Here is a 23,830-nt window from a genome sequence, read left to right as displayed (position 1 = left end):
TAACAAGGCGCTGTCATGAACCGACAATCCTGGCTGCTGAATCTCAGCTTGCTGAAAACCCACCCGGCCTTTCGCGCCGTCTTTATCGCCCGCTTTATCTCAATTCTGTCGCTTGGCCTGCTGGGCGTGGCGATCCCGGTACAGATCCAGATGATGACCCATTCGACCTGGCAAGTGGGGCTGTCGGTCACCTTAACCGGCGGTTCGATGTTTGTCGGTCTGATGATCGGCGGCGTGCTTGCCGACCGCTATGAGCGTAAGCGTCTGATCCTGCTGGCGCGCGGCACCTGCGGCATCGGCTTCGTCGGCCTGTGCCTCAACGCCATGCTGCCGGAACCGTCGCTCATCGCTATCTATCTGCTGGGCATCTGGGACGGCCTGTTTGCCTCAATCGGCGTGACCGCGCTGCTGGCGGCGACCCCGGCGCTGGTTGGCCGGGAAAATCTGATGCAGGCCGGGGCGATCACTATGTTGACGGTGCGGCTGGGATCGGTCATTTCACCGATGATCGGCGGTCTGCTGCTGGCAACCGGCGGCGTGGCCTGGAACTACGGGCTGGCGGCGGCAGGTACTTTTATAACGACGCTGACCCTGCTGCGTTTGCCGAGGCTGGCACCGCCGCCGCAGCCGCGCGAGCACCCGCTAAAATCGCTGAACGCGGGATTGAAGTTTCTGTTTAACAGTCCGCTTATCGGCGGCATTGCGCTGCTTGGCGGACTGCTGACGATGGCCAGCGCGGTGCGCGTGCTCTATCCGGCGCTGGCCGGAAGCTGGCAGATGTCGGCGTCGCAGATTGGCCTGCTGTACGCGGCGATCCCTTTGGGAGCGGCGTTCGGCGCGTTGACCAGCGGACAGCTGGCGCAGACGGCGAAGCCCGGCGTGCTGATGCTGGCGACCACCGTCGGCTCGTTTGTGGCGATTGCGCTGTTCAGCCTGATGCCGGTGTGGGAGCTGGGCGCGCTGTGCCTAGCGCTGTTTGGCTGGCTGAGCGCAATAAGCTCGCTGCTGCAATATACGCTGATCCAGACGCAAACCCCGGAGAATATGCTCGGGCGCATCAACGGGCTGTGGACCGCGCAGAACGTGACCGGCGATGCGATAGGCGCGGCGCTGTTGGGCGGTCTGGGCGCGATTCTGACGCCGGCCGCTTCGGCGAGCGCCAGCGGCTGGGCGCTGGTGATTGTGGGCGTAGCGCTGGTCGGGCTGCTACGCGAGCTGCGCCGCTTTCAGCGCCCGGAGACGGTCAGCGAAAGCTAGTTCCGCTGGTCTTCCCGGAGGCGGCGCGTCGCGCCTGTCCGGGCTACTGGCCCGCAGACGGCGGTGAACCCGTAGCCCGGTCAGCGCAGCGCCACCGGGGAAGCACACCGCAGACGACGGTGAGTTGGCCGGAACCACAGACGGCGCGTTACCCGTAGCCCGGGTAAGCGCAGCGCGACCCGGGAAGAAGCCTCACCGATGTACTCATCCCGGCACCTCCTCGGGTTGCGGCGTAAACGCCTGACCCGGGCTACTGGCCCGCAGACGGGGGTGGACTCGTAGCCCGGGTAAACGCAGCGCGACCCGGGAAAAAGCCGCACCGATGTATTCATCCTGGCGCATCCCAGGCTATCGACTTGAAGTAGCCCGCTAGCGCCACCGGGTAAACCGAAAAGAGCGCCAATAAAAAGCCCCGGATGGCTCCGGGGCTGGCTATCACTCGTCAGTGACGATTAAGGCTTAGTACGCGCCGAGGTCGGTCCACACCTGGAACTGGCCGCAGTTCAGGTCCGGCTGATTGCCCTGAGACCACCATTTCACCTGGTAGTTATGGCCTTTCCAGCTGACGGTTTCAAAGGTACCCCAGTTGCCGCCATACACGGTGCTGGCATTCCACAGCGGATAAGGCGTGGTTTCGTCTGACGGCACTACATCATCATCCGCCGGTTGAGGTTGATCATCGCTGTTATCCTGGTCGTCCGCCGGCTCATCATCGTTCTTGTCTTCCGACTCGTCTTCGCTGTCATCGCTCTGGGTAGCGGCGACGACGGAGAGCACAAAGCGCTGCTGCGTTGACGGCTCACCCCAGGTATCGCGTACGAACAGAGTAAAGGTGAACTCGGTATCTTCGCTCACTTTCGGGACGTCGAACTCGATGACGGCGGCGGTTTTATCCGCCACGGCGATCGCCGCAGGCACGCCCCAGCTGAAGGACAGGTCGTCGCTATCTTCATCCGAGGATTTTTCGCCGGAAAGACGCACGCGGGAGCCGCCAACCACCATCAGTTCGATGGCTGCTTTCGGCGCGTGGTTGACCGCCGGTTCAGGCTGAACGTCGTCTTCCTCATTTTCATCCGTTTCATCCGCTTCATCCGTCGGTTCGACGTTGATGCCTTCGAAATAGAACGGCTCCATATCGATAACTTCAGAGGCCATTTCATAGCCCAGACCTTCACGCGCGGCGTTCACCAGCACGCCGTTGTCCTGGTCGATAGTCCAGGTGAACAGCGCGCCCAGACCGAGGCTGGCGGCGTATTCGCCCTTGGCTTTCACCGTACGCGGGGTGTCCAGAGACATGAACAGCTTCGTTTCCGGATTGTAGAGGTAATCCGCGTTGGCCACCTGGTCGGTATAGACGTTGAAACCGTTACGGCCTTTCTGGTTTTCCAGATCCAGGTAGTTATAAATGGTGTCATACCATTCGGTGGTACCCGACTCGAAGGTACCCACGGTGGTGCCGGTGCCCGGGTTATAGGTACCCTTGAGCGGAGACAGAGATTCCAGCTCTGCATTGCGGCCGTTACGGCTGTAGGCAGCGTAACCAATATTAATGCGGTCTGACGGGAAGCCTTCGGCCAGCAGATGGTCGACGATGGTATTGACCGCCCAGCCGCCTTCTTCCAGCGCGTTCAGGTTGGTGTGATGCGTCAGGGTTTCCGCCCACGGCGTACCGAAGAAGTCATAGGTCATCACGTTGATGCCGTACAGACCGGCCTGCAGCAGCGCTTTCACGTTGGAGTAATCGAAGGTCTTCACTACCGCGGAGCTGGCAATGGAGATTTTGACGTTGCTCAGACCGGCGGAATCCAGCTGCTTACGCAGCTCGCCGATCAGCAGCGCATAGTTTTCGCCGTCTTCCGGGCCGTAAGGGTTGCCCGCGCCTTCCGCGTTCGGGTATTCCCAGTCGATATCCACTTCGCTGAACATCGGGAACTGTTTGAACAGTTTTACCACGCCTTTCGCGAAGGTTTTACGGGCGGAATCAGAAGCTGCGGTTTCGTGGAAGCTGTTACTCATGGTCCAGCCGCCGATGCTCATGGACAGCACCAGATCGTGACCCTGCTGCTTCGCTTTGGCCTGCAGATCGCGCAGGCCGCCGAGCAGACCTTTGGTATTCGCCTGAGTGACGGTTTTCGGATCGACGTCCCAGCCGCTGACGGAGTGGCCAACGTTAACGTAGGACTGGAAATCGCCCCACGGGTCGAGGAAGGTCGGCTCATATTTGACTTTTCCGCACTGCTCGGCGGCTTCGGCAACCACATCGCGGTACATCCCATCCACTTTATGGAAGCCGGTGACGCCGACGAAGCCGACGATGATTTTATCGTAAGCCGTAGGGGAGACGTTAGTCAGATCGTAGCCGCGACCGCGGTTATCTTTCGCATCGCCGCCCTGCAGACGTCCGTCATACTGAGACCAGTCGGTGTAGTAACCAAAGACTTTCGGTTTGCTGGTTGAGGCTTTGTATTTGTTATAGACCGGTTTGGCGACGCGAGCGGAGGTATAGCTGTAGTTGCTCACTTCGGTTGCCGGGTTAAAGCCGTCTGCGGCGTTGCTGGTTTCGGTCAGCGTATCGCCCTTAATCAATTTGCTTGTTGCCACGTTAATTTCCTTCTGTGTTGAATGCCCACCTCAAGCGGTGTGGGGCAGATAATCGGGCAACGCGGCGGCCAGGGCTAATCACAAAACAACACCGGCGACGATGATATTTTGGCTGAGGCGGCGATGAGACTGATGAGGTTCAGTGAGGGAAAATAAGCTTTTATAACAAAGAGATGATGTGAGGAGTGATGCGCGATGAGATCCCGGCGACCCGCGCCGGGAGAAGAGCTTTAAGCAAAGAGCGCGGCTAAGCGCTGCAGCACCAGTACGGCGCTGTAATAATCCAGGCGAAAGGTTTCCGTTCCCAGCGGATAAACGCGTTTACCTTCGACTGCGGGCAGATGCGACAGCAGCGGGTTGGCGTAAATCGCATCGGCGTCTTTTTGGTCGCCAGCGAACAGGAACAGGCTCTGACCGTTAAGTCCGGCGGCTAAATTTTCACCGCCCAGCTGCACGATATCATGACGTTTCCCCTGACTCTGGCTGGCATGCAGACCGGCGGGCAGATCGGCAAGGGTAAAGCCCAGCTGTTGAAGCATCTGCCCCTGAGCGGACTCTTTCGTCCAGATATTGGCGCTATGGGCCGCGGCGGTGTAGACCAGCGCGGTGACCGGCTGCGGCGGCAGCTTCATCTTCTCTTTCAGCGCCGCCAGCTTAGTATCAAATTCCGCAATTCGCTCTGCCGCCTGTTTTTCATGGCCGGTGATCGTCCCCAGTTGGGTCAGCAGGGCCTGCCAGCTTTTGTCATCGTAGTTAATGACAAGCGTTGGGGCGATGGTGGAAAGCTGGTCGTAGAGCGTCAACGCCGAATCGCCGCCGGTGGCGCTAATCAGAATCAGATCCGGCATTTGCGCAGCGACGGCCTCAGCGCTCGGTTCGCCAATGTAGAGGCGCGACAGCTTCCGCGCTTTCGCCACATCGCTCCACTGACGTAAAAATCCCTGACCGTCGGCGACGCGGTTGTTCGGCGTCGTGGCGCCGCTGGCGACTACCGGCGCGTCAATCGCCAGTAGTGAGCCGGTCAGCGTCACGCTGGTGGAAACAATTCGCAGGGGCTGGCTTTCCAGCGTGTGCGTTCCCCGGCTGTCGGTTATCTGCCGCGGCCAGTCTGCCGCCAGCGCTGAGCTAATTCCTAAAATCGCCAGACCGCTGGCGAGGAGGGTACGGCGGCAAAAGGTGGAGAAATTCACGTATTCGCATCCTGATTAAGTGGTGATAAATGAGCTGAAAACAGATCTTTGCCAGCGACGATGCCCGCCTTTCTGCCGGGAGGAGGCTTGCGCCTTACCCGGCCTGTAAACGTCATAACATCATCAGGCGAAGCGCTCCCGGAAAAACGCACGTGACCGGCAATCTGTGATGAATGCTTCTCATTTTCAGCTTTGCGCCGCGTGGATGCAAGCCTAAGTCGCACAACATGCTACCTGTACGGTTGACATAGCGCGCAATACCTTTTAGGTTACCCAACCAAAATATAAATGATAATTATTCGTAATATCTTTATCGTTTTTTTGGAGGATGATATGGAAACGTCTTTGGCTGAGGAAGTACGGGAGAAAAAAATGACTCTGCCGCCGGAAAGCTTCTTCTTTATGTCGCCGTACCGCAGTTTCACCACCGCTGGCTGCTTTAGTCGGTTTTCTCATCCTGCCGCCGATGGCGAAAATCTGGATGGGGAATTCCAGCACAAAATGGCCGCCGCCTTTACAGCGGCGCGGGCTGCCGGGATCGCTAAGCCGATAATGGTCGGCGCCATTCCGTTTGATACCAGCGAGCCGTCCGAGCTGTTTATACCCACAAGCTGGGAAACCTTCTCCCGACCAGAAAAGCAGCACTCCGCGCGCTATGCGTCGGGGCTGCAGCCCATGGACGTGATTCAGCGCCGGGAGATCCCCGAACAGGACACCTTCATGGCGATGGTGACGCGCGCGGCGGCCCTGACCGCGACGCCGGAAGTGGACAAAGTGGTCCTGTCGCGCCTGATTGATATCACCACCCGTGAGCGGGTTGATAGCGGTGCGCTGCTGGAGCGCCTGATTGCCCAGAACCCCGCCAGCTATAACTTCCACGTGCCGCTTTCGGACGGCGGCGTGCTGCTGGGCGCTAGCCCGGAGCTACTGTTACGTAAAGAAGGGGCGCATTTTTACTCTCTGCCGTTGGCCGGTTCGGCCCGCCGTCAGCCGGACGATGTGCTGGACCGCGAAGCGGGGCACAAGCTGCTGGCGTCGGAAAAAGACCGCCATGAACATGAGCTGGTGACCCAGGCGATGAAGGCCGTACTGGCACCGCGCAGCAGCGAGCTAAGCCTGCCGGATTCTCCGCAGCTGATCACCACGCCGACCCTGTGGCATCTGGCGACGCAGATTCAGGGCGCCGCGCTGGCAAACGAGAATGCCATGTCGCTGGCCTGTCTGCTGCATCCCACCCCGGCGCTGAGCGGCTTCCCGCATCAGGCGGCAAAACGCCTGATTAACGAACTGGAGCCGTTCGATCGCCAGCTGTTCGGCGGTATCGTCGGCTGGTGCGATGATGAAGGCAACGGCGAGTGGGTGGTCACCATCCGCTGCGCGCGCCTGCATCAACGCACGCTGCGGCTGTTTGCAGGCGCAGGGATCGTCCCGGCCTCTTCGCCGCTAGGCGAGTGGCGCGAAACCGGCGTCAAACTGACCACCATGCTGAACGTATTCGGCTTGCAATAAGGGACTATGATGATCGAATTTACCCGCTGGCCGGAAGCGTTCGCGGCCCGCTATCGGCAAAAAGGTTACTGGCAGGATCTGCCGCTGACTAACCTGATTACCCGTCATGCCGAAAACGATGCTCCCGCCATTATCGACGGCGACAAACGCTACAGTTATCGTGAGTTCAACCGCCTGGTTGATAATCTCGCCTCCTCGCTGCAGCGTCAGGGCCTGAAGCGCGGCGAAACGGCGCTGGTGCAGCTGGGCAACGTCGCGGAATTTTATCTGACGTTTTTCGCGCTGCTGCGGATCGGCGTGGCGCCGGTGAATGCGCTGTTCAGCCATCAGCGTAGCGAGCTCAACGCCTACGCCGCCCAGATTGAACCCGCCTTGCTGATTGCCGATCGCGAACACGCGCTGTTTGCCGATGACGAATTTCTGAATGATTTTGTCAGCCAGCATCCGTCGATACGCGTGGCTCTGCTGCTCAACGACAGCGGCGAACGGAGCCTGACGGCAGCCATTGAGCGGCCTGGCGATAATTTCATTGCCGGACCAACGCCTGCCGACGAAGTGGCCTTTTTCCAGCTTTCCGGCGGCAGCACCGGTACGCCGAAGCTCATCCCGCGTACCCATAACGACTACGACTACAGCATTCGCCGCAGCAACGAGCTGTGCGGCGTGAGCGCCGAAACGCGCTACCTGAACGCGCTTCCCGCCGCCCATAACTACGCGATGAGTTCGCCTGGTTCATTAGGCGTCTTCCTCGCCGGCGGCGTGGTGGTACTGGCGCACGATCCGAGCGCCACACTCTGCTTCCCGCTGATTGAAAAACACCAGATTAACCTGACCTCGCTGGTTCCGCCTGCGGTCAGCCTGTGGCTGCAGGAGATCCATGATTCCGGCAGCAACGCCCGCCTGCAATCGCTGCGGCTGCTGCAGGTTGGCGGGGCGCGCCTGTCCGCGACGCTCGCGGCGCGTATTCCGGCGGAAATCGGCTGTCAGCTTCAGCAGGTCTTCGGCATGGCGGAGGGGCTGGTGAACTATACCCGCCTCAACGATAGCCCCGAGCGCATTATCAATACTCAGGGTTGCCCAATGTGTCCGGACGATGAAGTGTGGGTGGCCGATGCGCAGGGCAATCCGCTGCCGCGGGGCGAAGTCGGACGGCTGATGACCCGTGGTCCTTACACCTTCCGCGGCTATTACAAGAGTCCGCAGCATAATGCCGAAGCCTTTGATGCCGACGGTTTCTACTGTTCTGGCGATCTGATCTCGATCGATGAAGACGGCTATATCACCGTGCAGGGACGGGAAAAAGATCAGATCAACCGCGGCGGGGAGAAGATCGCGGCGGAAGAGATCGAAAACCTGCTGCTGCGCCATCCGGCGGTGATCCACGTCGCGCTGGTCAGCATGGAAGATAGCCTGCTGGGAGAAAAGAGCTGCGCATATCTGGTGGTAAAAGAACCTCTGCGCGCGGTGGCGGTACGCCGCTTCCTGCGGGAACAAGGGGTCGCAGAATTTAAACTGCCGGACCGCGTGGAGTGCGTTGATGCGCTGCCGCTGACGCCGGTGGGCAAAGTCGATAAAAAACAATTACGTCAGTGGCTGGCTGAACGCAAGCTGGGCTGAAGGAGAAGACAGAATGGCAATCCCTGAATTACAGGCTTACGCGCTGCCGGAAGCCAGCGATATCCCGGCGAACAAAGTGAACTGGGCATTTGAGCCGTCCCGTGCCGCGCTGCTGATCCACGATATGCAGGAGTATTTCCTTAATTTCTGGGGCGAAAACAGCGCGATGATGGAGAAAGTGGTGGCCAACATCGCCGCTCTGCGCGAGTTCTGCAAACAGAATAATATTCCGGTTTTTTACACCGCTCAGCCGAAAGAGCAGAGCGATGAAGACCGCGCGCTGCTGAACGACATGTGGGGGCCGGGTCTGACCCGGTCTCCGGAACAGCAGCAGGTTATTGCCGCGCTTGCGCCGGACGACAACGATACCGTACTGGTGAAGTGGCGCTACAGCGCGTTTCACCGCTCGCCGCTGGAGGAGATACTGAAAGAGGCGGGGCGCGATCAGCTGATTATCACCGGCGTGTACGCCCATATCGGCTGCATGACCACCGCGACTGACGCGTTTATGCGCGATATTAAGCCATTTTTCGTTGCCGATGCGCTGGCTGATTTCAGCCGCGAGGAGCATCTGATGGCGCTCAACTACGTGGCGGGTCGCTCCGGTCGCGTGGTGATGACGGAAGAGCTGCTGCCGCTGCCTGCATCGAAAGCGGCGCTGCGCGCGCTGGTGCTGCCGCTGCTCGATGAATCCGATGAGCCGATGGATGACGAAAATCTGATCGACTACGGCCTGGATTCGGTACGCATGATGGCGCTCGCCGCGCGCTGGCGTAAAGTGCACGGCGATATTGACTTCGTGGTGCTGGCGAAAAAACCGACCATCGATGCCTGGTGGGCGCTGCTTTCTCGCGAGGTGAAATAATGAACGGGCTCGATTTTCACGGCCAGACCGTGTGGATCACCGGCGCGGGTAAGGGGATCGGCTACGCTACCGCGCTGGCGTTCGTTGAGGCCGGCGCGCAGGTAACCGGTTTTGATCTGGCGTTCGACGGTGAAAGCTATCCGTTTGCCACCGAGACGCTGAACGTCGCCGACGCGCAGCAGGTGGCGCGGGTATGCGGCCGCCTGCTGGCAGGGATCGATCGGCTGGATGTGTTGATTAATGCGGCCGGTATTTTGCGGATGGGGGCGACCGATGCGCTGAGCCTTGAAGACTGGCAGCAGACCTTTGCCGTCAACGTTGGCGGGGCGTTTAACCTGTTCCAGCAGACGATGGCGCAGTTCCGCCGCCAGAAAGGCGGGGCGATTGTGACCGTGGCGTCCGACGCTGCGCATACCCCGCGCATCGGCATGAGCGCCTACGGCGCATCAAAGGCGGCGCTAAAGAGCCTGGCGCTGACCGTCGGCCTGGAGCTGGCGGGCAGCGGCGTACGCTGTAATCTGGTTTCTCCTGGTTCTACCGACACCGATATGCAGCGGACGCTGTGGGTGAGCGATGATGCAGAGCAGCAGCGCATTCGCGGCTTCGGCGAGCAGTTTAAGCTGGGGATTCCGCTGGGTAAAATCGCCCGCCCGCAGGAGATTGCCAATACCATTCTGTTCCTCGCCTCCGCTCACGCCAGCCATATCACGCTGCAGGATATCGTGGTGGACGGCGGCTCGACGCTGGGGGCATAAATGGCCTGGAAACGTCAGCTGACGCTGGATGAGCTTAACGCCACCAGCAGCAATACGATGGTGGCCCATCTGGGCATCGTCTATACCCGCCTTGAGGAGGGCGTGCTGGAGGCGGAAATGCCGGTCGACGCGCGAACGCATCAGCCGTTTGGCCTGCTGCACGGCGGGGCCTCCGCGGCGCTGGCGGAAACCCTCGGCTCGATGGCCGGATGGTTGATGACCGCAGAGGGACAGTGCGTGGTGGGGACCGAGCTCAACGCCACCCATCACCGGGCGGTCTCCAGCGGTAAAGTCCGCGGCGAATGCCGGGCGCTGCATCTCGGACGTCAGGGCCAGAGCTGGGAAATTGCGATATTCGACGAGCGAGGACGGCGCTGCTGCACCTGCCGTCTGGGCACGGCGGTCCTCGGCTGAGGCATAGCCTGTTCCCGGGTCAGGCGTTTACGCCGCAACCCGGGGATGCGCCGCGATGAATACATCGGTGCGGCTTCTTCCCGGTGGCGCTGCGCTGACCGGGCTACGGGTTCACCGTCGTCTGCGGGCCGGTAGCCCGGACAGGCGCGTCAAGCGCCGCCTCCGGGGAAACAACCTGCGATGCAGTTACAGAATATCCCTCCCCGTTTTCATCCATTTTCCTGCCAGAAGTGATCTCGCTTGCAATGTGAGATAAATCCTTGCCGTCAGGCGACATCTGCAACGTTTCAGAGTTGTTAAAACTCGTATTGTGTTCTAGAAACAAATTGTAACATCCTGATTACCCTACCTGTGGAACACAATGATGAATAATTCAGGGAAATACCTCATCTGGACACTGCTCTCCGTTATCGGAGCCTTTGCCCTGGGCTATATCGCGCTAAACCGGGGTGAGCAGATTAACGCGCTATGGATTGTCGTCGCGGCAGTCTGCGTCTATCTGATCGCCTATCGCTTCTACGGCCTGTATATCGCCAAAAACGTGCTGGCGGTTGACCCGACGCGCATGACTCCGGCGGTGCGTCACAACGACGGCCTTGACTACGTTCCGACCGATAAGAAAGTGCTGTTCGGCCACCATTTTGCCGCTATTGCCGGCGCAGGGCCGCTGGTTGGCCCGGTGCTGGCGGCGCAAATGGGCTATCTGCCGGGAATGATCTGGATCCTGGCGGGCGTGGTGCTGGCCGGGGCGGTACAGGACTTTATGGTGCTGTTCGTCTCAACCCGTCGCGACGGACGTTCGCTCGGCGAGCTGGTGAAAGAGGAGATGGGCCCGACCGCCGGGGTGCTGGCGCTAGTGGCCTGCTTTATGATCATGGTTATTATCCTTGCGGTGCTGGCGATGATCGTGGTGAAAGCGCTGACCCACAGCCCGTGGGGCACCTACACCGTGGCCTTCACCATCCCGCTGGCGATATTCATGGGCATTTATATTCGCTATCTGCGCCCCGGGCGCATTGGCGAAGTGTCGGTGATTGGTCTGGTGATGCTGGTGTTCGCCATCATCTCCGGCGGCTGGGTGGCGGAAAGCCCGACCTGGGCGCCGTGGTTTGATTACACCGGCGTACAGCTTACCTGGATTCTGGTGGGCTACGGGTTTATCGCCGCCGTACTGCCGGTCTGGCTGCTGCTGGCGCCTCGCGACTACCTCTCTACTTTCCTGAAAATCGGCACCATCGTCGGTCTGGCGATTGGGATTCTGATCATGCGTCCGACGCTGACGATGCCGGCGCTGACCAAATTTATCGATGGCACCGGGCCGGTATGGAGCGGCAGCCTGTTCCCGTTCTTGTTTATCACCATCGCCTGCGGCGCGGTTTCCGGCTTCCATGCCCTGATCGCTTCCGGCACCACCCCGAAAATGCTGGCCAACGAAGGCCAGGCGTGTTTTATCGGCTACGGCGGCATGCTGATGGAGTCCTTCGTAGCGATCATGGCGCTGGTGGCGGCCTGTATTATCGACCCGGGCGTCTACTTCGCGATGAACAGCCCAATGGCGGTGCTGGCTCCGGCGGGCGTGAGCGATGTGGTGGCGTCGGCGGCGCAGGTGGTGAGTAGCTGGGGCTTTACCGTCACCCCGGATACGCTCAATCAGATCGCCAATGAGGTAGGGGAACAGTCGATTATTTCACGCGCGGGCGGCGCGCCGACGCTGGCGGTGGGCATGGCCTATATCCTCCACGGTTCGCTGGGCGGCCTGATGGACGTCTCTTTCTGGTACCACTTCGCGATTCTGTTTGAGGCGCTGTTTATCCTGACCGCGGTGGATGCCGGCACGCGGGCGGCGCGCTTTATGCTGCAGGATCTGCTTGGGGTGATCAGCCCGGGGCTCAAGCAAACCAGCTCCCTGCCGGCGAACCTTCTTGCGACCGCGCTGTGCGTGCTGGCCTGGGGCTACTTCCTGCATCAGGGTGTAGTTGACCCACTTGGCGGCATCAACACCCTCTGGCCGCTGTTTGGTATTGCCAACCAGATGCTGGCAGGGATGGCGCTGATGCTCTGCGCGGTGGTACTGTTTAAGATGAAGCGCCAGCGTTATGCCTGGGTCGCACTGCTGCCAACCTCCTGGCTGCTGATCTGTACCCTGACCGCGGGCTGGCAGAAGTCGTTCAGCACCGATACCAAAGTGGGCTTCCTGGCGATTGCCAACAAGTTCCAGGCGATGATTGACAGCGGCAATATTCCGCCGCAGTACACCGAGTCGCAGCTGGCGCAACTGGTGTTTAACAACCGTCTGGATGCCGGGCTGACCATCTTCTTCATGGTGGTGGTGGTGGTTCTGGCGCTGTTCTCAATTAAGACCGCGCTGGCGGCGTTGAAAGAGGACAAACCGACGGCGAAAGAGACCCCTTACCAGGCGATGCCAGCTGATGCTGAAAGCCTGGTCACTCAGGCGAAACGCGCCCATTAAAGCGTCATTTTATTGCCCTCCTTCATGAGAAGGAGGGCGGTTAGCGGAGTTGGAAATGTTTGATACCCTTTCGAAAGCAGGAAAATATCTGGGCCAGGCGGCGAAGATGATGATCGGCGTCCCGGATTACGACAACTACGTGGAGCACATCCGCGTGACCCACCCCGAGCAAACGCCGATGACCTACGAAGAGTTTTTCCGCGAACGTCAGGACGCACGCTACGGCGGTAAAGGCGGCGCGAAGTGCTGTTAACCCTCTTTCGGCAGATACAGGCTGATCTGCTCCTGCGTACAACCGTAAATGGCCGCCAGCTTTTCGCGAGTGCGCTTTTGCGGGCGGGAGTCGATAGCTTCTAGCTGGGAAACCGCAGACTGGCTAATCCCGAGCTTATTGGCCACCTCCTGCTGCGACAGGCCGCGCAGAATGCGCCAGGCCGCCTGCAGGCTGACTTTCTCTTTATCCATGATGTCGCAGACGTCACCCGGCAGCATCACGTTGTCGTAGATATCGTGTTCTACCGGAATATCTTCAAGATCGGCTTCCGTTTCATCATCCAGCTCGGCTAGCTGCAAACACATCTGGAAGTATTCGTCGTAGGGGATCACCGCGTACTGCGCTTTCCCTTCATCATCCTTAATTATCTGAACAGCCATATGGCAAATTCTCCTCATGCAAATAGGTTGTGAGGTTCTGCGCTTAACGGATACGATAAACAGGTCGTTCAGCGTCAGCCCCTGACGTGTGAAAATGATCCGCTAATCCCCTACCCGAAGACGGTAATGATTCTCTGGTTTAGATAATTTCTGACATCGGGCCGAGGAGCCGTACGGTCACCTAAATCAGCTAGCCTGCTTTTGATTCTCTGCTGATAGCGATAATCGATATTTGCCAGTTCCTTTTTTGCCACTTTTGACCAGATGAGCATGCTATGTACCTCCACTGTACACCTCAGTTGAATATAAGAAAATAATAAGTTTATAAGATAAATTTGCTATTTTCTTATGAGGGTACCCTAACGCAGAATCGTCATCTGGCGAAGGCAGAAAAATCGGCTTTGCGAGGCGGCTCGAAAGCGCCTCCGCCGGGCGGCAGAGGCGAATAAAACGGAGGGGTTAACCGGCGAAACGTTCGACTTTTTCAAACGCGGCGCGCAGGGTTTCTCCGTTCAGTTCAACCGGCAGAAAATGGATAGACTCCACCGGGCGCAGGGTATGGGCAATCACCTTATTCAGCTGTTCGCGGTTATTGATATCCACCTCCAGCGCCGCCAGGGTGGTTGGCAGATTAAAGCGCTGATACGCCTGCACCAGCTGCGCCAGCACGTCGTCCTGGCCGAGCAGGGCGCTCTGGACCAGAATACCGTAGGCGACTTTGGTCCCGTGAAGATACTTCTCGGTCTGCGGCAGTACCGTCAGCCCGTTATGCACCGCATGGGCGGCGGCGACGCGGGTATAGCGCTCGCCGAGCCCGCCGACCATACCGCCGCCGGCGATGATCGCATCCACGACGTCGCGGAAAGCCTGGGTTAGCTCGCCGTGTTGCTGGTCGGCCAGCGCGGTTTCGCTGCTTTCCAGCAGTACATCGCGGATGGCCAGCGCGCCGTTGATGCCAAGGCGCACGGTGAGCGGCAGCGTCTCCGGCTGCGGGGCCAGCACTACCGCTTCATACCATTTCGCCAGCGTATCGCCGATGCCCGCCAGCAGATATTCCGCCGGCGCGTTAAGAATAATGCGCGGCTCCACCAGTACCAGAAAGTTGGCATCGTCGAAGATTTCAAACTGCAGCGCCTGACCGGCATCGTTATACCACACCGACAGCGGCGTCCAGGCCGCGCAGGTGGCGGCGATGGTGGGGATAGCCACCACCGGCAGGCCGAGGCGTCGGGCCAGCGCCTTCGCGGTATCCAGCAGCGCGCCGCCGCCTACGCCAATCACCACCGACCGATCGTCGCCGGACGCGCGGGCCAGCTCGCTGACATCGCTTTCGCTACAGTGGCCTTTAAAGAGGATTTTTTTGGCTCCGGGAGCGTTAAACGCTGCCGGCAAAAAAGCCTGGGCGCCTGCGATAGCCCGCTCGCCGTAAACCCACACCGCGCGTGAAAGCTGTTCTTCGCTATAAAAATCCTGCAGCCGGGCAAGGCTGCCGGGATGGGAATAGTAGTTGGCGGGGCCGGGGACCACGCGGATATCGCTATGACTCATTCATGCTGTCCTTGTTCTGTTTCGCTAACCCGATGTTATGTCTGGACATCCAGATGGCTAATATTATTTCGCTTTATCTTATGCCTTTTATGCATTTGTCAGTCAAGGGCAGCTATGAAAAATTCGTTAAATCAGAAGATTAATCGACAGGGTGCAGGGGATGACCGGCAATCGCCTTGAGATGCAAAATATTAGCCTGGCCTTTTCCGGCTTTCGGGCGCTCAGCAACGTCGCTTTTACCCTGCAAGGGGGCTCGGTGCATGCGCTGACCGGCGCTAACGGCGCAGGCAAGTCCACGCTAATGGCGGTGCTGTGCGGCACCCACGCCCATTACGAAGGCGAGGTGGTGATTAACAACCAGCCGGTGAGCATTCGCTCGCCGCGCGATGCTAAACAGCTGGGGATTCATCTGGTGCAGCAGGAGGTAGACGTGGCGCTGGTTCCGGGCCTGAGCATCGCGGAAAATATCATGCTCGACAGGCTGGCGGAACCGGGGCTCGCCTTCCGCTGGGGACGGCTGCGCCAGCTGGCGCGCGAGGCGCTGGCTCAGCTTGACGTCAGCCTCGATGTGCGCCGCTCCATCGACAGCTGCACGCTGGCGGAAAAACAGCAAATACTGCTGGCTCGCGCCCTGTCGCATCACTGCCGCTTTCTTATCCTCGATGAGCCAACCGCGCCGCTGGACCAAAACGAAAGCGAGCGCCTGTTTGCGGTGGTTCGCCGCCTGCAACAGCAGGGCCTTGGCATTGTGTTCATCTCGCACCGCATTCATGAATTAAAAGCCGTTTGCGACACCCTGACGGTGCTGCGCGACGGCCGACTGATTGAGAGCGGGCCGATGGCCGATCTCAGCGGCGAACAGATCGTCGAGAGAATGCTCGGTCATGAGCTGAGCGATATCTTCCCGCCGAAGCGGCCGCCCCATAGCGATGAGGTGCTGCTACAGGTGGAAGGGCTGCACGACGAAGGGTTATTGCAGGATATCTCCCTGCGTTTGCGCAAGGGAGAGATTCTGGGGATCGCCGGACTGGCGGGCGCCGGCAAAACCGAACTGTGCAAGGCGCTGTTTGGCGCCAGCAAAAGTCGTTTGACGCGCGGCGAACTGAATAGCCAGCCGTGGCGACCGCGCGACCCGGCGGACTCGGTAGCGCGCGGCCTGGCGCTGGTGCCGGAAGAGCGGCGCAAGGAGGGCATTTTTATCGAGGAGCCGGTGGCGATGAATCTGGCGGTCAGCGCCGATAGCAGCTTCTCCCGCTGGAGCCTGTTTGGTCATCGTCAGGCCTGGCGCTGGGCGGAAGAGGTGATTGCCCGTGTAGGCATTCGGACTTCAGGCCCGGCGCAGAGCCTGCGCCGGCTCTCCGGCGGTAATCAGCAAAAGGTAGCGATTGGCAAATGGCTGCGCGGCAACGCCAACGTCCTGATTTTCGATGAGCCGACCAAAGGGGTCGACGTCAAAGCCAAAACGGATTTATTCAATGTGATCGACGGCCTGGCGCGGGAAGGCAAAGGGGTGATTTACGCCTCGGGCGAATTCGCCGAGCTGGTCGGCCTGTGCGATCGCATCTGCGTGCTGTGGGACGGACGCATCGTGGCGGAAATTGCGGGCGCGGAGGCCCGGGAAGAAAACATTCTTTATTACTCCACCGGAGGAGCAGCAGCGTGAGTAAAGCCCTGGCAGTTAACGCGGCGGTTTCTGGCCGTCAGCGATTTTTCGATTTTCTCTACAAATGGGGCATGTTGCTGACCGTCGTCCTGCTGATCGCCGTTTTTGGTCTGGCATCGGACAACTTCCTCGACCCGTTTAACATCATCAATATCCTGCGATCTATCGCCATCGTGACGGTGATCGCTATCGGCGTATCGATATCCCTGACCATCGGCGGCTTCGATTTGTCCGTAGGCTCCACCGCCTCGCTGGCCAATGCGCTGGTGATTTCGCTGTTTGTCTGGCACGGCTTCGGCACCACCGAGGCAATTCTTGTCACCCTCGCGCTCTGTACCTTAGTGGGGCTGTTCAACGCGTTTCTGATCGTGATCCTGCGTATACCCGACATGCTGGCGACGCTTGCCAGCCTGTTCGTGATTCAGGGCGTGGCGATGACTTACAGCTACGGCGGTTCGATCACCGAAAATATGGTGCTGCCGAGCGGCGATATGGCGGAAGGCGCGATTCCGGCGGCGTTTGGTTCGCTCGGACAGGTACCGACGATAGTCATCATTATGCTGGTGGTGACCGTTGTCGCCCAGCTGGCGCTCTCCTTGACCACTCACGGCCGGCGGATGTACGCCATCGGCGGCAATCCGGAAGCGGCGCGCCTCTCGGGTCTGCGGATCACCCGGTACAAAGTCGCCGCTTACGTGATCGCCTCCCTGCTGGCGGGGCTCGGCGGCATTCTGCTGGCGTCGCGCATCGGCTCATCGCAGGTGAACGCCGGCGGCGGCTATCTGATGGATGCGGTGGCGGCGGCGTGGATTGGCTTCTCGCTGGCCGGTTCCGGTAAGCCGAACGCGCTCGGTACGCTGGTGGGGGCGGTCATTTTAGGCGTGCTCTCCAATGGACTGGTGATGCTCTCGGTTCCCTATTACGCGATGGACATTATTAAAGGGCTGGTGCTGGCTGGCGCGCTCGCACTGACCTATTTTCAGCGCCGTACCTAAAATTTTACAGGGTAAACACTATGAAAAAGATAACGCTTTCACTCATCGCGCTGGGATTGTTTAACGCGACGGCAGCTTTTGCTGAAACCCCGGCGCCGCTTCCGACAGCGATCGCCGACCATAGCGGGCCGATTCGCATTGCGGTGATCCGCAACCTGGGCTCCGACGATAACACCACCCAGTTTGTCTCCGGAGCGGTCCAGGAGGGCAAAAAGCTCGGCTTTAAAATCAGCACCTTTCTCAGCAACGGTGATGACGCCAAATTCCAGGACTTCGTTAACCAGGCGATTAGCCAGAAATACGACGGCATTATTCTTTCTCAGGGACGCGATCCCTACGCCACCGCGCTGGTGAAAAAAGCGGTGGACGCCGGGATCAAAGTCTCGGTCTTCGATACCGCGGTAAACGGTCAGATCCCGGGCGTCACCGTCACCCAGCAGGATGACGCTTCCCTGACCGAGCTCTCCTTTGGCCAACTGGTGAAAGATTTCAACGGCAAAGCCAATATCGTCAAACTGTGGGTCGCGGGTTTCCCGCCGATGGAGCGTCGCCAGGCGGCTTATCAGACGCTGCTTAAACAAAATCCCGGCATCAAAGAGCTGGAATCGATCGGCGCCGTCTCATCCGATGTGCAGGGCGATACGGCCAACAAGGTTGGGGCGATCTTAGCGAAATACCCGAAAGGTAAAATTGATGCTATCTGGGGAACCTGGGACGCGTTCAGCCAGGGCGCTTATAAAGCGCTGAAAGAGAACGGTCGCAGCGAGATCAAACTCTACAGCATCGATATTTCTAACCAGGATCTGCAGCTGATGCGCGAATCCGGCAGTCCGTGGAAGGTGAGCGTAGCGGTGGATCCGAAACTTATCGGCGCCACTAACGTGCGTCTGATCGCCAATAAGATTGCCGGCGAACCAACCCCCGCAACCTACGACTTTAAAGCGGCGGCGATTCCGCAGGCGCTGCTGGCGGCGCAGCCGGGAGCGGTCAACGTCGCTTCGCTGGGTAAAATTATTCCAGGCTGGGGCCAGACTGAAGACTTTATCGCCCCGTGGTTTGCCACTCTCGAAGCGAAAAACAAATAATAGCGTCCGGCGGCTGTCAGGTATCCTCTGCCAGCGGTAGAGGGGAACCAGCGCTGCCCGGCAACAGGAGGTTATGTGGCTGAATTACCGCGCCCGGAATACAGCCGCAATATGCGGCTGATTGGACATAGCGATCAGGGAGGACGCCCGGACGGCGTCCAGCTGATGGTACATCGTGGTTATGCCTATATTGGCCATATGGTATCGCAGGGCTTTTCCGTAGTGGACGTACGTGACGCGAAAAATCCGCGAACGGTCAATTACATCGCCGCGCCACCCGGTACCTGGAACGTCCATTTACAGGCGCACGACGATCTGCTGCTGGTGATCAACGCCCGGGATCTGTTCGCCGATGCCCGCTTCGCCGACGAGAAGGTTTATTACACCCGTTCGGTGGGCGAGACGGTTAGCGACGTACGGGAGAAGGGCTGGAGCGCCGGGCTGCGGATTTTTGATATTTCCACCCCGGATAAACCGCAAGAGATCGCCTTTCTGTCGCTTAACGGCATCGGTATTCACCGAATCTGGTACGTCGGCGGGCGCTGGGCCTACGTTTCCGCGCTGATTGACGGCTTTAGCGACTATATTTTCCTGACTATCGACCTGGCCGATCCGCGTAAGCCGGAAGTTGCCGGGCGCTGGTGGCTGCCGGGGATGAACCAGGCGGCGGGGGAGACCGCGCAGTGGCCGGAAGGTAAGCGCTATGCCCTGCATCACGCGATTATCGCCGGCGACACCGCCTACGGCAGCTGGCGCGACGGCGGCCTGACCCTGCTCGATGTGCAGGATCGCTCTCAGCCGAAGCTAATCAGCCACCGTAACTGGAGCCCGCCGTTTGGCGGCGGTACCCACACCGCGCTGCCGCTCCCGGACCGGGATCTGCTGGTGGTGCTTGATGAGGCGGTACTGGATAACCAGCAGGATGGGGAGAAGCTGATCTGGCTGTTCGACATTCGCGAGCCGACGAATCCGGTGAGTATCGCCACTTTCCCGCAGCCGGATGAAGCTGATTACGTGGCGAAAGGTGCGCACTTCGGTCCACATAACCTGCATGAGAATCGCCCCGGCAGCTTTGTCAGCTCAACGCTGATTTTCGCCACCTATCAGAACGCGGGCGTTCGCGCTTACGATATTTCCAACCCTTATCGGCCGGTGGAAACCGGGGCGCTGGTGCCCGCCGCGCCGGCGAAAATGATGGATACCCGCCCCGGTCGTCCGCGGGTGATCCAGTCCTGCGATGTGTTCGTCGACGCTCAGGGAATAATCTACAGCACCGACTATAACGGCGGGCTGTCGGTGATTGAGTATTTGGGGTAGGGGATGGTGGGTTGTTGCCTTCCCGGGTCGCGGCGCAAACGCCTTAACCGGGCTACAGACGGTGGTGCCCCCGTAGCCCGGACAGATGCGAAGCATCGCCTCCGGGGAAAGAGGCCAATACCCGGAGGCGGCGCCTGACGCGCCTGTCCGGGCTACCGGCCCACAGACGGCGGTGCACTCGTAGCCCGGCTAAGCGCAGCGCGAGCCGGGAAAGGCTGGACGGAGATTCAACCGTACTGGCGAATTCGCGCAATCAGCTCATCCACGCTGTCGATGCGATCGGCAATCACAATCAGCGCTTTACCCAGGGTGATGGCGTGGCGCAGGCATTCATGACGCATGGCTTCGTCCGGGATAGCGTCGATATCCGCCACGTGTGATAGCCCGACGCTGCGGCGAATCAGCTCGGTGCCGCAGAAGCCGACCGCGTCGGCCCACACTTTTTTCAGAAACGCGGAGGCATAGCCGGGGCAGGCCAGCGCCACGTCGCGGGATTTCTCCGCCGTCAGCGCCTGGAAACGCTCGGCAAAGGTGGTCCAGAACTGTTGTATATCGTTGAGGCGCTGTTCGCGAGCGGCGGCGGCATCGCGAATGCCCAGATGCCCCGGCAGGCCGCAGTAGTTGAGCAACAGGTTGCCGATGGCGGTGCCGATATCGAAGCCAATCGGGCCGAAAAAACCGAACTCGGCGTCGATGGCCTTAAAGCTGCCTTCGGCGACGAAAATTGAGCCGCTATGAATATCGCCATGCAGTAACGCTTCGGCATGGGAGAAGAACCGGTGCTTGAGCGCGGCCACCGCCAGCTTCAGCTGGGCATCTTCTCGCAGGGCGGCGACGTCGGTTTCCAGCGCTGATGGATAGCTGTTGCGCTCATGAACCTGATACGGATCGTTAAAGAACAGATCCTCGGTAATTTCGCACATCTCGGGGTTGATAAATTGCGCCACCTGGGCCTTTTTCTCGTGAGGATGCAGATAAAAGTCGCTGGTGTGGAACAGCGCCTGGGCCAGGTATTCCCCCAGCTGGCTGGCGGCGCGCGGGTAGTAAACGTTGTTAATCAGCTCGCCGCGCCAGATGCGGTGATCGGAAAGATCTTCCATCACCATCACCGCCAGCTCGGGATCGAAATGCACAATCCGCACCGTGTGCTGCGGGCAGTGCTGATGGTGAGCCATCAGGGTTTGCGCCTCAAGGCGCGCGCGGTCAAGGGTCAGCGGCCAGGACTCTCCTACGCAGCGCACGTAGGGCAGCGCCTGCTTAACGATAATCCGGCTCACGCCCTCGGTATCAAAAATTTTAAACACCAGGTTGAGGTTGCCATCGCCCACTTCCTGCGCGGACACCAGTTCTGTCGGATTATCGATACCGCCAAATTGTTGGGCGTAAGCCACCGCATCGCTGGCCGTGAAAGTATGGTATTGCGACATTGCCTCGATCCTCAAAATTCTGATTAAGCCGTTCAGACGTCTATACTTCTGGATTTCATCCTGACACAATGTGATACAACAACGCAACAGGGATTTAACTAAATGCAGACACTACAGAGCACCAGCCTGCGGGTAAGCGAAAATCAGCTCTTTATTCTTGACCAGCAGGCCTTACCGCAGGAAAAACGCTGGCTGGCGGCGGATAACGTCGAATTGCTGGTGGACCATATTCACGCCCTGCGGGTACGCGGCGCGCCGTTGATTGGCCTGTCCGCCAGCCTGCTGCTGGCGCTGCTGGCGCGGCGCGGTCTGACCCGCGATGCGCTATCTGAGGCGCTGGAGACGCTGCGCGCCGCGCGTCCAACGGCGGTGAACCTGATGAATAATCTGGATCGCATGAAGCTGGCGCTGGCGGAGGAGCACTATCCGCAGGCGCTGGAAGCGGAAGCGCTGCGCCTGATCGCCGAGGATAAACAGCTTTGCGCCAGCATCGCCGAGGCGGGCAGCGCGCTGGTGACGCCGGGTAGCCGCCTGTTGACCCACTGCAATACCGGCGGCCTGGCGACGGCGGGCGTCGGCACCGCGCTGGGAGTGATTGCGCTGGCGCATCAGCAGGGGAAAGTGGCAAACGTCTGGGTGGATGAAACGCGCCCTCTGTTGCAGGGCGGACGCCTGACCGCCTGGGAGCTGGGTGAGCTGGGGGTGCCGTATCGGCTGATTACCGATTCGATGGCCGCCAGCCTGATGGCGCAGGGCAAGGTCGACGCGGTTTGGGTGGGCGCTGACCGTATTGCCGCCAACGGCGACGTAGCCAATAAAATCGGCACCTATTCGCTGGCGGTTCTGGCAAAATATCACCAGATCCCGTTTTACGTAGCCGCGCCGCAAACTACCCTGGATCGCCATTGCCCGAACGGCGCGGCGATCCCGATTGAGCAGCGGGCAGCCGCCGAAGTCACCGGCGTCGCCGGCAGCTTTGGCGCGGTGCAGTGGGCGCCGAAAGAGGCTGCGGTTTACAATCCCGCGTTCGACGTCACGCCCGCAACGTTAGTCAGCGGCTGGGTGCTGGATAGCGGCGTGGTCACCCCGGAGCAGGTCGCCGCCGGGGCGTTCAAACCAGAAAAAGCCTGAACCTGAGCCAAAAAGCGAAGCGACCGCCAAAGCTTCGCCTTCTACTTATTTATGGCAGCACCATCTCCACCGCCGGAGCGGACTGCGGATCGATATTGCGGCCCAGCGCGGTCAGCGCCGCCTGGTAAGGGCACAGCGTCCCGACATCGGTCGTCTGGCAGCCCGCCTGACGCCACTCCTGGCGCAGCAGCGGATGCTGGCTATCCGGCGTTTGCAGGCGGCGCAAATCGTCCAGACTTTGCGCCTGGAAGTAGACGCGCAGGTAGCGCTGACCGCTGCGGGTATCGCGCCAGCGTTCCAGTACCAGGCTGCTGCCCGGCGGGATATTGCCGCGGCTGTACCCTGGCAGCTGCCAGCTAAAGTCCATTAACGTCCGCACCATGGCGATATTCGTATCGTGCGCCACCAGCAGCAGCCAGCGCACGTTCGGCGCGGCGCCCTCTTTTACCCCTTCAAGCATGGCGTTGAGCAGAATCGAGCCGCGTTTTTGCGCGGTATAAAACACATCGTTGCTGAGATCGTAGTTCTCCGTCAGCAGCGGCAACAGGGCGGTTATCTGGCTGGAACGGGTAATATGGCCCCACGCCAGCTGGCTGAGAGGCAGGTTCTCGCTCCACCCCAGACGCAGCGTCTCAACCATATTGGCCATCACGCTCAGTCCGCTAATCGAGGTTTTGCCGCTTTTGCTCTGCTCCACCTGCCACGGTAGATCAAACACCGGGCAGGGCTTATCGGGTACGCAGACCGCGTTTTTCAGCAGCTGAATTGCCGGAGCCAGCGCCTGCCGACGCTGCGCCAGATCGCCGGCCTTCTTCTTCACTTCCGCCAGCTGGCGGGCGGGATCGGTTTGCGTGACGGCAAATTTGTCGGTCTGAAACAGCGGGTCCGCGTCGCCGCTGACGTGATGAATCATCACGCCGCAGCCGGGAAAGGCGCCGTCCACCAGCGCCTGGGCGGTGGCCCGCGTACGCTGCAGGGGGCTGGCGCGAACATAAATCTCACCGCTCGCCGGGCAGCCCGCCGTCAGTAGCCCCAGCTGGCGAAAGCGCGCGCCCTCATCGCGCCCCTTATTGACGACGGCGGCATAGCCGTGGCCGGTCAGCTCGCCGTCGTGGGTGGTCCACTGCGTCCACGGACGCTGGGTCGCGGCTTCGATGGCCTCCCGGTTGCCCTCCGTCGGCGGACGAATGCCGTGGCGGCTGAGTTCAACCACTTTTTCCAGCGCATACTGCGTGGCGGCATGGCCCGGTGCGGCCAGCAGCGGCAGAGCGCAGGCAAGCAGCAGGCGTAGCAAAACCTGATGTCGTACAGGCATCATAAAATCTTCCTTAT

The 23,830-nt window shown here is 60.0% G+C and carries 20 protein-coding genes and 1 pseudogene; 13 read left to right on the top strand and 8 right to left on the bottom strand.

Going from position 1 to position 23,830, the window contains the following annotated elements:
* Positions 1-15: 15 nt before the first annotated feature.
* Positions 16-1,257 carry an enterobactin transporter EntS gene (entS, locus tag IAE27_RS11195; RefSeq protein WP_004100070.1) on the top strand — a complete coding sequence of 414 codons (1,242 nt, stop codon included), beginning with the start codon at positions 16-18 and terminating at the stop codon, positions 1,255-1,257.
* Positions 1,258-1,716: 459 nt separating this feature from the next.
* Here entS and IAE27_RS11190 read toward each other — a convergent pair whose 3' ends face one another.
* Both IAE27_RS11190 and fepB read right to left on the bottom strand, forming a co-directional pair.
* Positions 1,717-3,858, bottom strand: a complete 2,142-nt coding sequence (locus IAE27_RS11190; protein ID WP_115239834.1) for a glycosyl hydrolase family 18 protein — start codon at positions 3,856-3,858, stop codon at positions 1,717-1,719.
* A 230-nt stretch (positions 3,859-4,088) separates the two neighbouring features.
* The gene (gene fepB, locus IAE27_RS11185) at positions 4,089-5,048 is read right to left on the bottom strand and encodes a Fe2+-enterobactin ABC transporter substrate-binding protein (RefSeq protein WP_023320536.1); all 960 of its coding nucleotides are present in this window, start codon (positions 5,046-5,048) and stop codon (positions 4,089-4,091) included.
* A gap of 333 nt (positions 5,049-5,381) precedes the next feature.
* Between fepB and entC the strand changes: the two genes are divergently transcribed.
* The 5 genes from entC to entH are packed head-to-tail and all read left to right on the top strand — an operon-like array spanning position 5,382 to position 10,208.
* Positions 5,382-6,557 carry an isochorismate synthase EntC gene (gene entC, locus IAE27_RS11180; protein ID WP_004100073.1) on the top strand — a complete coding sequence of 392 codons (1,176 nt, stop codon included), beginning with the start codon at positions 5,382-5,384 and terminating at the stop codon, positions 6,555-6,557.
* Between the two features lie 9 nt (positions 6,558-6,566).
* Entirely contained in the window at positions 6,567-8,174 is a 1,608-nt protein-coding gene (entE, locus tag IAE27_RS11175; RefSeq protein ID WP_070557451.1) for a (2,3-dihydroxybenzoyl)adenylate synthase EntE, read from the top strand.
* Positions 8,175-8,187: 13 nt separating this feature from the next.
* A complete protein-coding gene (gene entB / locus IAE27_RS11170; protein ID WP_064345022.1) occupies positions 8,188-9,039 on the top strand; it encodes an enterobactin biosynthesis bifunctional isochorismatase/aryl carrier protein EntB in 852 nt (283 codons plus the stop codon).
* The gene (gene entA, locus IAE27_RS11165) at positions 9,039-9,794 is read left to right on the top strand and encodes a 2,3-dihydro-2,3-dihydroxybenzoate dehydrogenase EntA (RefSeq protein ID WP_070557452.1); all 756 of its coding nucleotides are present in this window, start codon (positions 9,039-9,041) and stop codon (positions 9,792-9,794) included. The genes entB and entA overlap by 1 nt, the downstream gene beginning before the upstream one ends.
* Positions 9,795-10,208, top strand: a complete 414-nt coding sequence (gene entH, locus IAE27_RS11160) for a proofreading thioesterase EntH (protein ID WP_023329428.1) — start codon at positions 9,795-9,797, stop codon at positions 10,206-10,208.
* A 103-nt stretch (positions 10,209-10,311) separates the two neighbouring features.
* On the opposite strand, the gene IAE27_RS11155 is transcribed toward entH, so the two are convergent.
* Positions 10,312-10,533 carry a hypothetical protein gene (locus IAE27_RS11155; protein WP_049594335.1) on the bottom strand — a complete coding sequence of 74 codons (222 nt, stop codon included), beginning with the start codon at positions 10,531-10,533 and terminating at the stop codon, positions 10,312-10,314.
* Between the two features lie 39 nt (positions 10,534-10,572).
* Here IAE27_RS11155 and cstA point away from each other — a divergent pair, with 39 nt between their 5' ends.
* Both cstA and IAE27_RS11145 read left to right on the top strand, forming a co-directional pair.
* The gene (gene cstA, locus IAE27_RS11150; RefSeq protein ID WP_016809302.1) at positions 10,573-12,678 is read left to right on the top strand and encodes a pyruvate/proton symporter CstA; all 2,106 of its coding nucleotides are present in this window, start codon (positions 10,573-10,575) and stop codon (positions 12,676-12,678) included.
* 55 nt (positions 12,679-12,733) lie between these two features.
* Positions 12,734-12,931, top strand: coding sequence for a YbdD/YjiX family protein (locus IAE27_RS11145; RefSeq protein WP_004100083.1), 198 nt, complete (start codon positions 12,734-12,736; stop codon positions 12,929-12,931).
* Here the strand turns inward: IAE27_RS11145 and IAE27_RS11140 are convergent.
* The 3 genes and pseudogenes from IAE27_RS11140 to IAE27_RS11135 all read right to left on the bottom strand — a co-directional run bounded on the left by IAE27_RS11140 (position 12,928) and on the right by IAE27_RS11135 (position 14,880).
* Complete coding sequence (locus IAE27_RS11140) at positions 12,928-13,332, bottom strand: helix-turn-helix domain-containing protein (RefSeq protein WP_004100084.1); 405 nt, start codon at positions 13,330-13,332, stop codon at positions 12,928-12,930. The genes IAE27_RS11145 and IAE27_RS11140 overlap by 4 nt on opposite strands.
* Positions 13,313-13,604, bottom strand: a pseudogene (locus IAE27_RS29595) (type II toxin-antitoxin system RelE family toxin). Before IAE27_RS29595 ends, IAE27_RS11140 begins: the two are co-directional and overlap by 20 nt.
* A gap of 187 nt (positions 13,605-13,791) precedes the next feature.
* The gene (locus IAE27_RS11135) at positions 13,792-14,880 is read right to left on the bottom strand and encodes an oxidoreductase (protein WP_070557454.1); all 1,089 of its coding nucleotides are present in this window, start codon (positions 14,878-14,880) and stop codon (positions 13,792-13,794) included.
* 160 nt (positions 14,881-15,040) lie between these two features.
* Between IAE27_RS11135 and IAE27_RS11130 the strand changes: the two genes are divergently transcribed.
* From IAE27_RS11130 to IAE27_RS11115, 4 genes are all read left to right on the top strand, one after another.
* Complete coding sequence (locus tag IAE27_RS11130) at positions 15,041-16,543, top strand: sugar ABC transporter ATP-binding protein (protein ID WP_004100089.1); 1,503 nt, start codon at positions 15,041-15,043, stop codon at positions 16,541-16,543.
* Positions 16,540-17,538, top strand: coding sequence for an ABC transporter permease (locus IAE27_RS11125; protein WP_004100091.1), 999 nt, complete (start codon positions 16,540-16,542; stop codon positions 17,536-17,538). Before IAE27_RS11130 ends, IAE27_RS11125 begins: the two co-directional genes overlap by 4 nt.
* 20 nt (positions 17,539-17,558) lie before the next feature.
* Positions 17,559-18,623 (top strand): sugar ABC transporter substrate-binding protein, encoded by a 1,065-nt coding sequence (locus IAE27_RS11120; RefSeq protein ID WP_004100093.1) that lies wholly within the window; start codon positions 17,559-17,561, stop codon positions 18,621-18,623.
* A 75-nt stretch (positions 18,624-18,698) separates the two neighbouring features.
* A complete protein-coding gene (locus IAE27_RS11115; protein WP_004100095.1) occupies positions 18,699-19,940 on the top strand; it encodes an LVIVD repeat-containing protein in 1,242 nt (413 codons plus the stop codon).
* A gap of 227 nt (positions 19,941-20,167) precedes the next feature.
* Here the strand turns inward: IAE27_RS11115 and mtnK are convergent, their stop codons facing one another.
* Positions 20,168-21,367 (bottom strand): S-methyl-5-thioribose kinase, encoded by a 1,200-nt coding sequence (mtnK, locus tag IAE27_RS11110; protein ID WP_154022733.1) that lies wholly within the window; start codon positions 21,365-21,367, stop codon positions 20,168-20,170.
* A 102-nt stretch (positions 21,368-21,469) separates the two neighbouring features.
* On the opposite strand from mtnK, the gene mtnA reads away from it, so the two are divergent.
* Complete coding sequence (gene mtnA / locus IAE27_RS11105) at positions 21,470-22,498, top strand: S-methyl-5-thioribose-1-phosphate isomerase (RefSeq protein ID WP_200092418.1); 1,029 nt, start codon at positions 21,470-21,472, stop codon at positions 22,496-22,498.
* A 49-nt stretch (positions 22,499-22,547) separates the two neighbouring features.
* Here mtnA and IAE27_RS11100 read toward each other — a convergent pair whose 3' ends face one another.
* Entirely contained in the window at positions 22,548-23,816 is a 1,269-nt protein-coding gene (locus tag IAE27_RS11100; RefSeq protein WP_154022731.1) for a histidine-type phosphatase, read from the bottom strand.
* Between the last annotated feature and the right edge of the window lie 14 nt (positions 23,817-23,830).

This window comes from Klebsiella sp. S69 (genome assembly GCF_016516145.1).
In the GTDB taxonomy this organism is placed as follows: Bacteria; Pseudomonadota; Gammaproteobacteria; order Enterobacterales; family Enterobacteriaceae; genus Klebsiella; species Klebsiella oxytoca.
This window is presented reverse-complemented; position numbering and strand designations above follow the sequence as displayed.

What these genes read in the sequence shown, in the direction of transcription:
- IAE27_RS11130 (WP_004100089.1), top strand. Translation starts at nt 15,041, where the DNA reads ATGACCGGCAATCGCCTTGAGATGCAAAATATTAGCCTGGCCTTTTCC.
- entC (WP_004100073.1), top strand. Translation starts at nt 5,382, where the DNA reads ATGGAAACGTCTTTGGCTGAGGAAGTACGGGAGAAAAAAATGACTCTG.
- IAE27_RS11145 (WP_004100083.1), top strand. Translation starts at nt 12,734, where the DNA reads ATGTTTGATACCCTTTCGAAAGCAGGAAAATATCTGGGCCAGGCGGCG.
- entE (WP_070557451.1), top strand. Translation starts at nt 6,567, where the DNA reads ATGATCGAATTTACCCGCTGGCCGGAAGCGTTCGCGGCCCGCTATCGG.
- IAE27_RS11100 (WP_154022731.1), bottom strand. Translation starts at nt 23,816, where the DNA reads ATGATGCCTGTACGACATCAGGTTTTGCTACGCCTGCTGCTTGCCTGC.
- entH (WP_023329428.1), top strand. Translation starts at nt 9,795, where the DNA reads ATGGCCTGGAAACGTCAGCTGACGCTGGATGAGCTTAACGCCACCAGC.
- entB (WP_064345022.1), top strand. Translation starts at nt 8,188, where the DNA reads ATGGCAATCCCTGAATTACAGGCTTACGCGCTGCCGGAAGCCAGCGAT.
- entA (WP_070557452.1), top strand. Translation starts at nt 9,039, where the DNA reads ATGAACGGGCTCGATTTTCACGGCCAGACCGTGTGGATCACCGGCGCG.
- mtnA (WP_200092418.1), top strand. Translation starts at nt 21,470, where the DNA reads ATGCAGACACTACAGAGCACCAGCCTGCGGGTAAGCGAAAATCAGCTC.
- mtnK (WP_154022733.1), bottom strand. Translation starts at nt 21,367, where the DNA reads ATGTCGCAATACCATACTTTCACGGCCAGCGATGCGGTGGCTTACGCC.
- cstA (WP_016809302.1), top strand. Translation starts at nt 10,573, where the DNA reads ATGAATAATTCAGGGAAATACCTCATCTGGACACTGCTCTCCGTTATC.
- IAE27_RS11140 (WP_004100084.1), bottom strand. Translation starts at nt 13,332, where the DNA reads ATGGCTGTTCAGATAATTAAGGATGATGAAGGGAAAGCGCAGTACGCG.
- IAE27_RS11135 (WP_070557454.1), bottom strand. Translation starts at nt 14,880, where the DNA reads ATGAGTCATAGCGATATCCGCGTGGTCCCCGGCCCCGCCAACTACTAT.
- entS (WP_004100070.1), top strand. Translation starts at nt 16, where the DNA reads ATGAACCGACAATCCTGGCTGCTGAATCTCAGCTTGCTGAAAACCCAC.
- IAE27_RS11120 (WP_004100093.1), top strand. Translation starts at nt 17,559, where the DNA reads ATGAAAAAGATAACGCTTTCACTCATCGCGCTGGGATTGTTTAACGCG.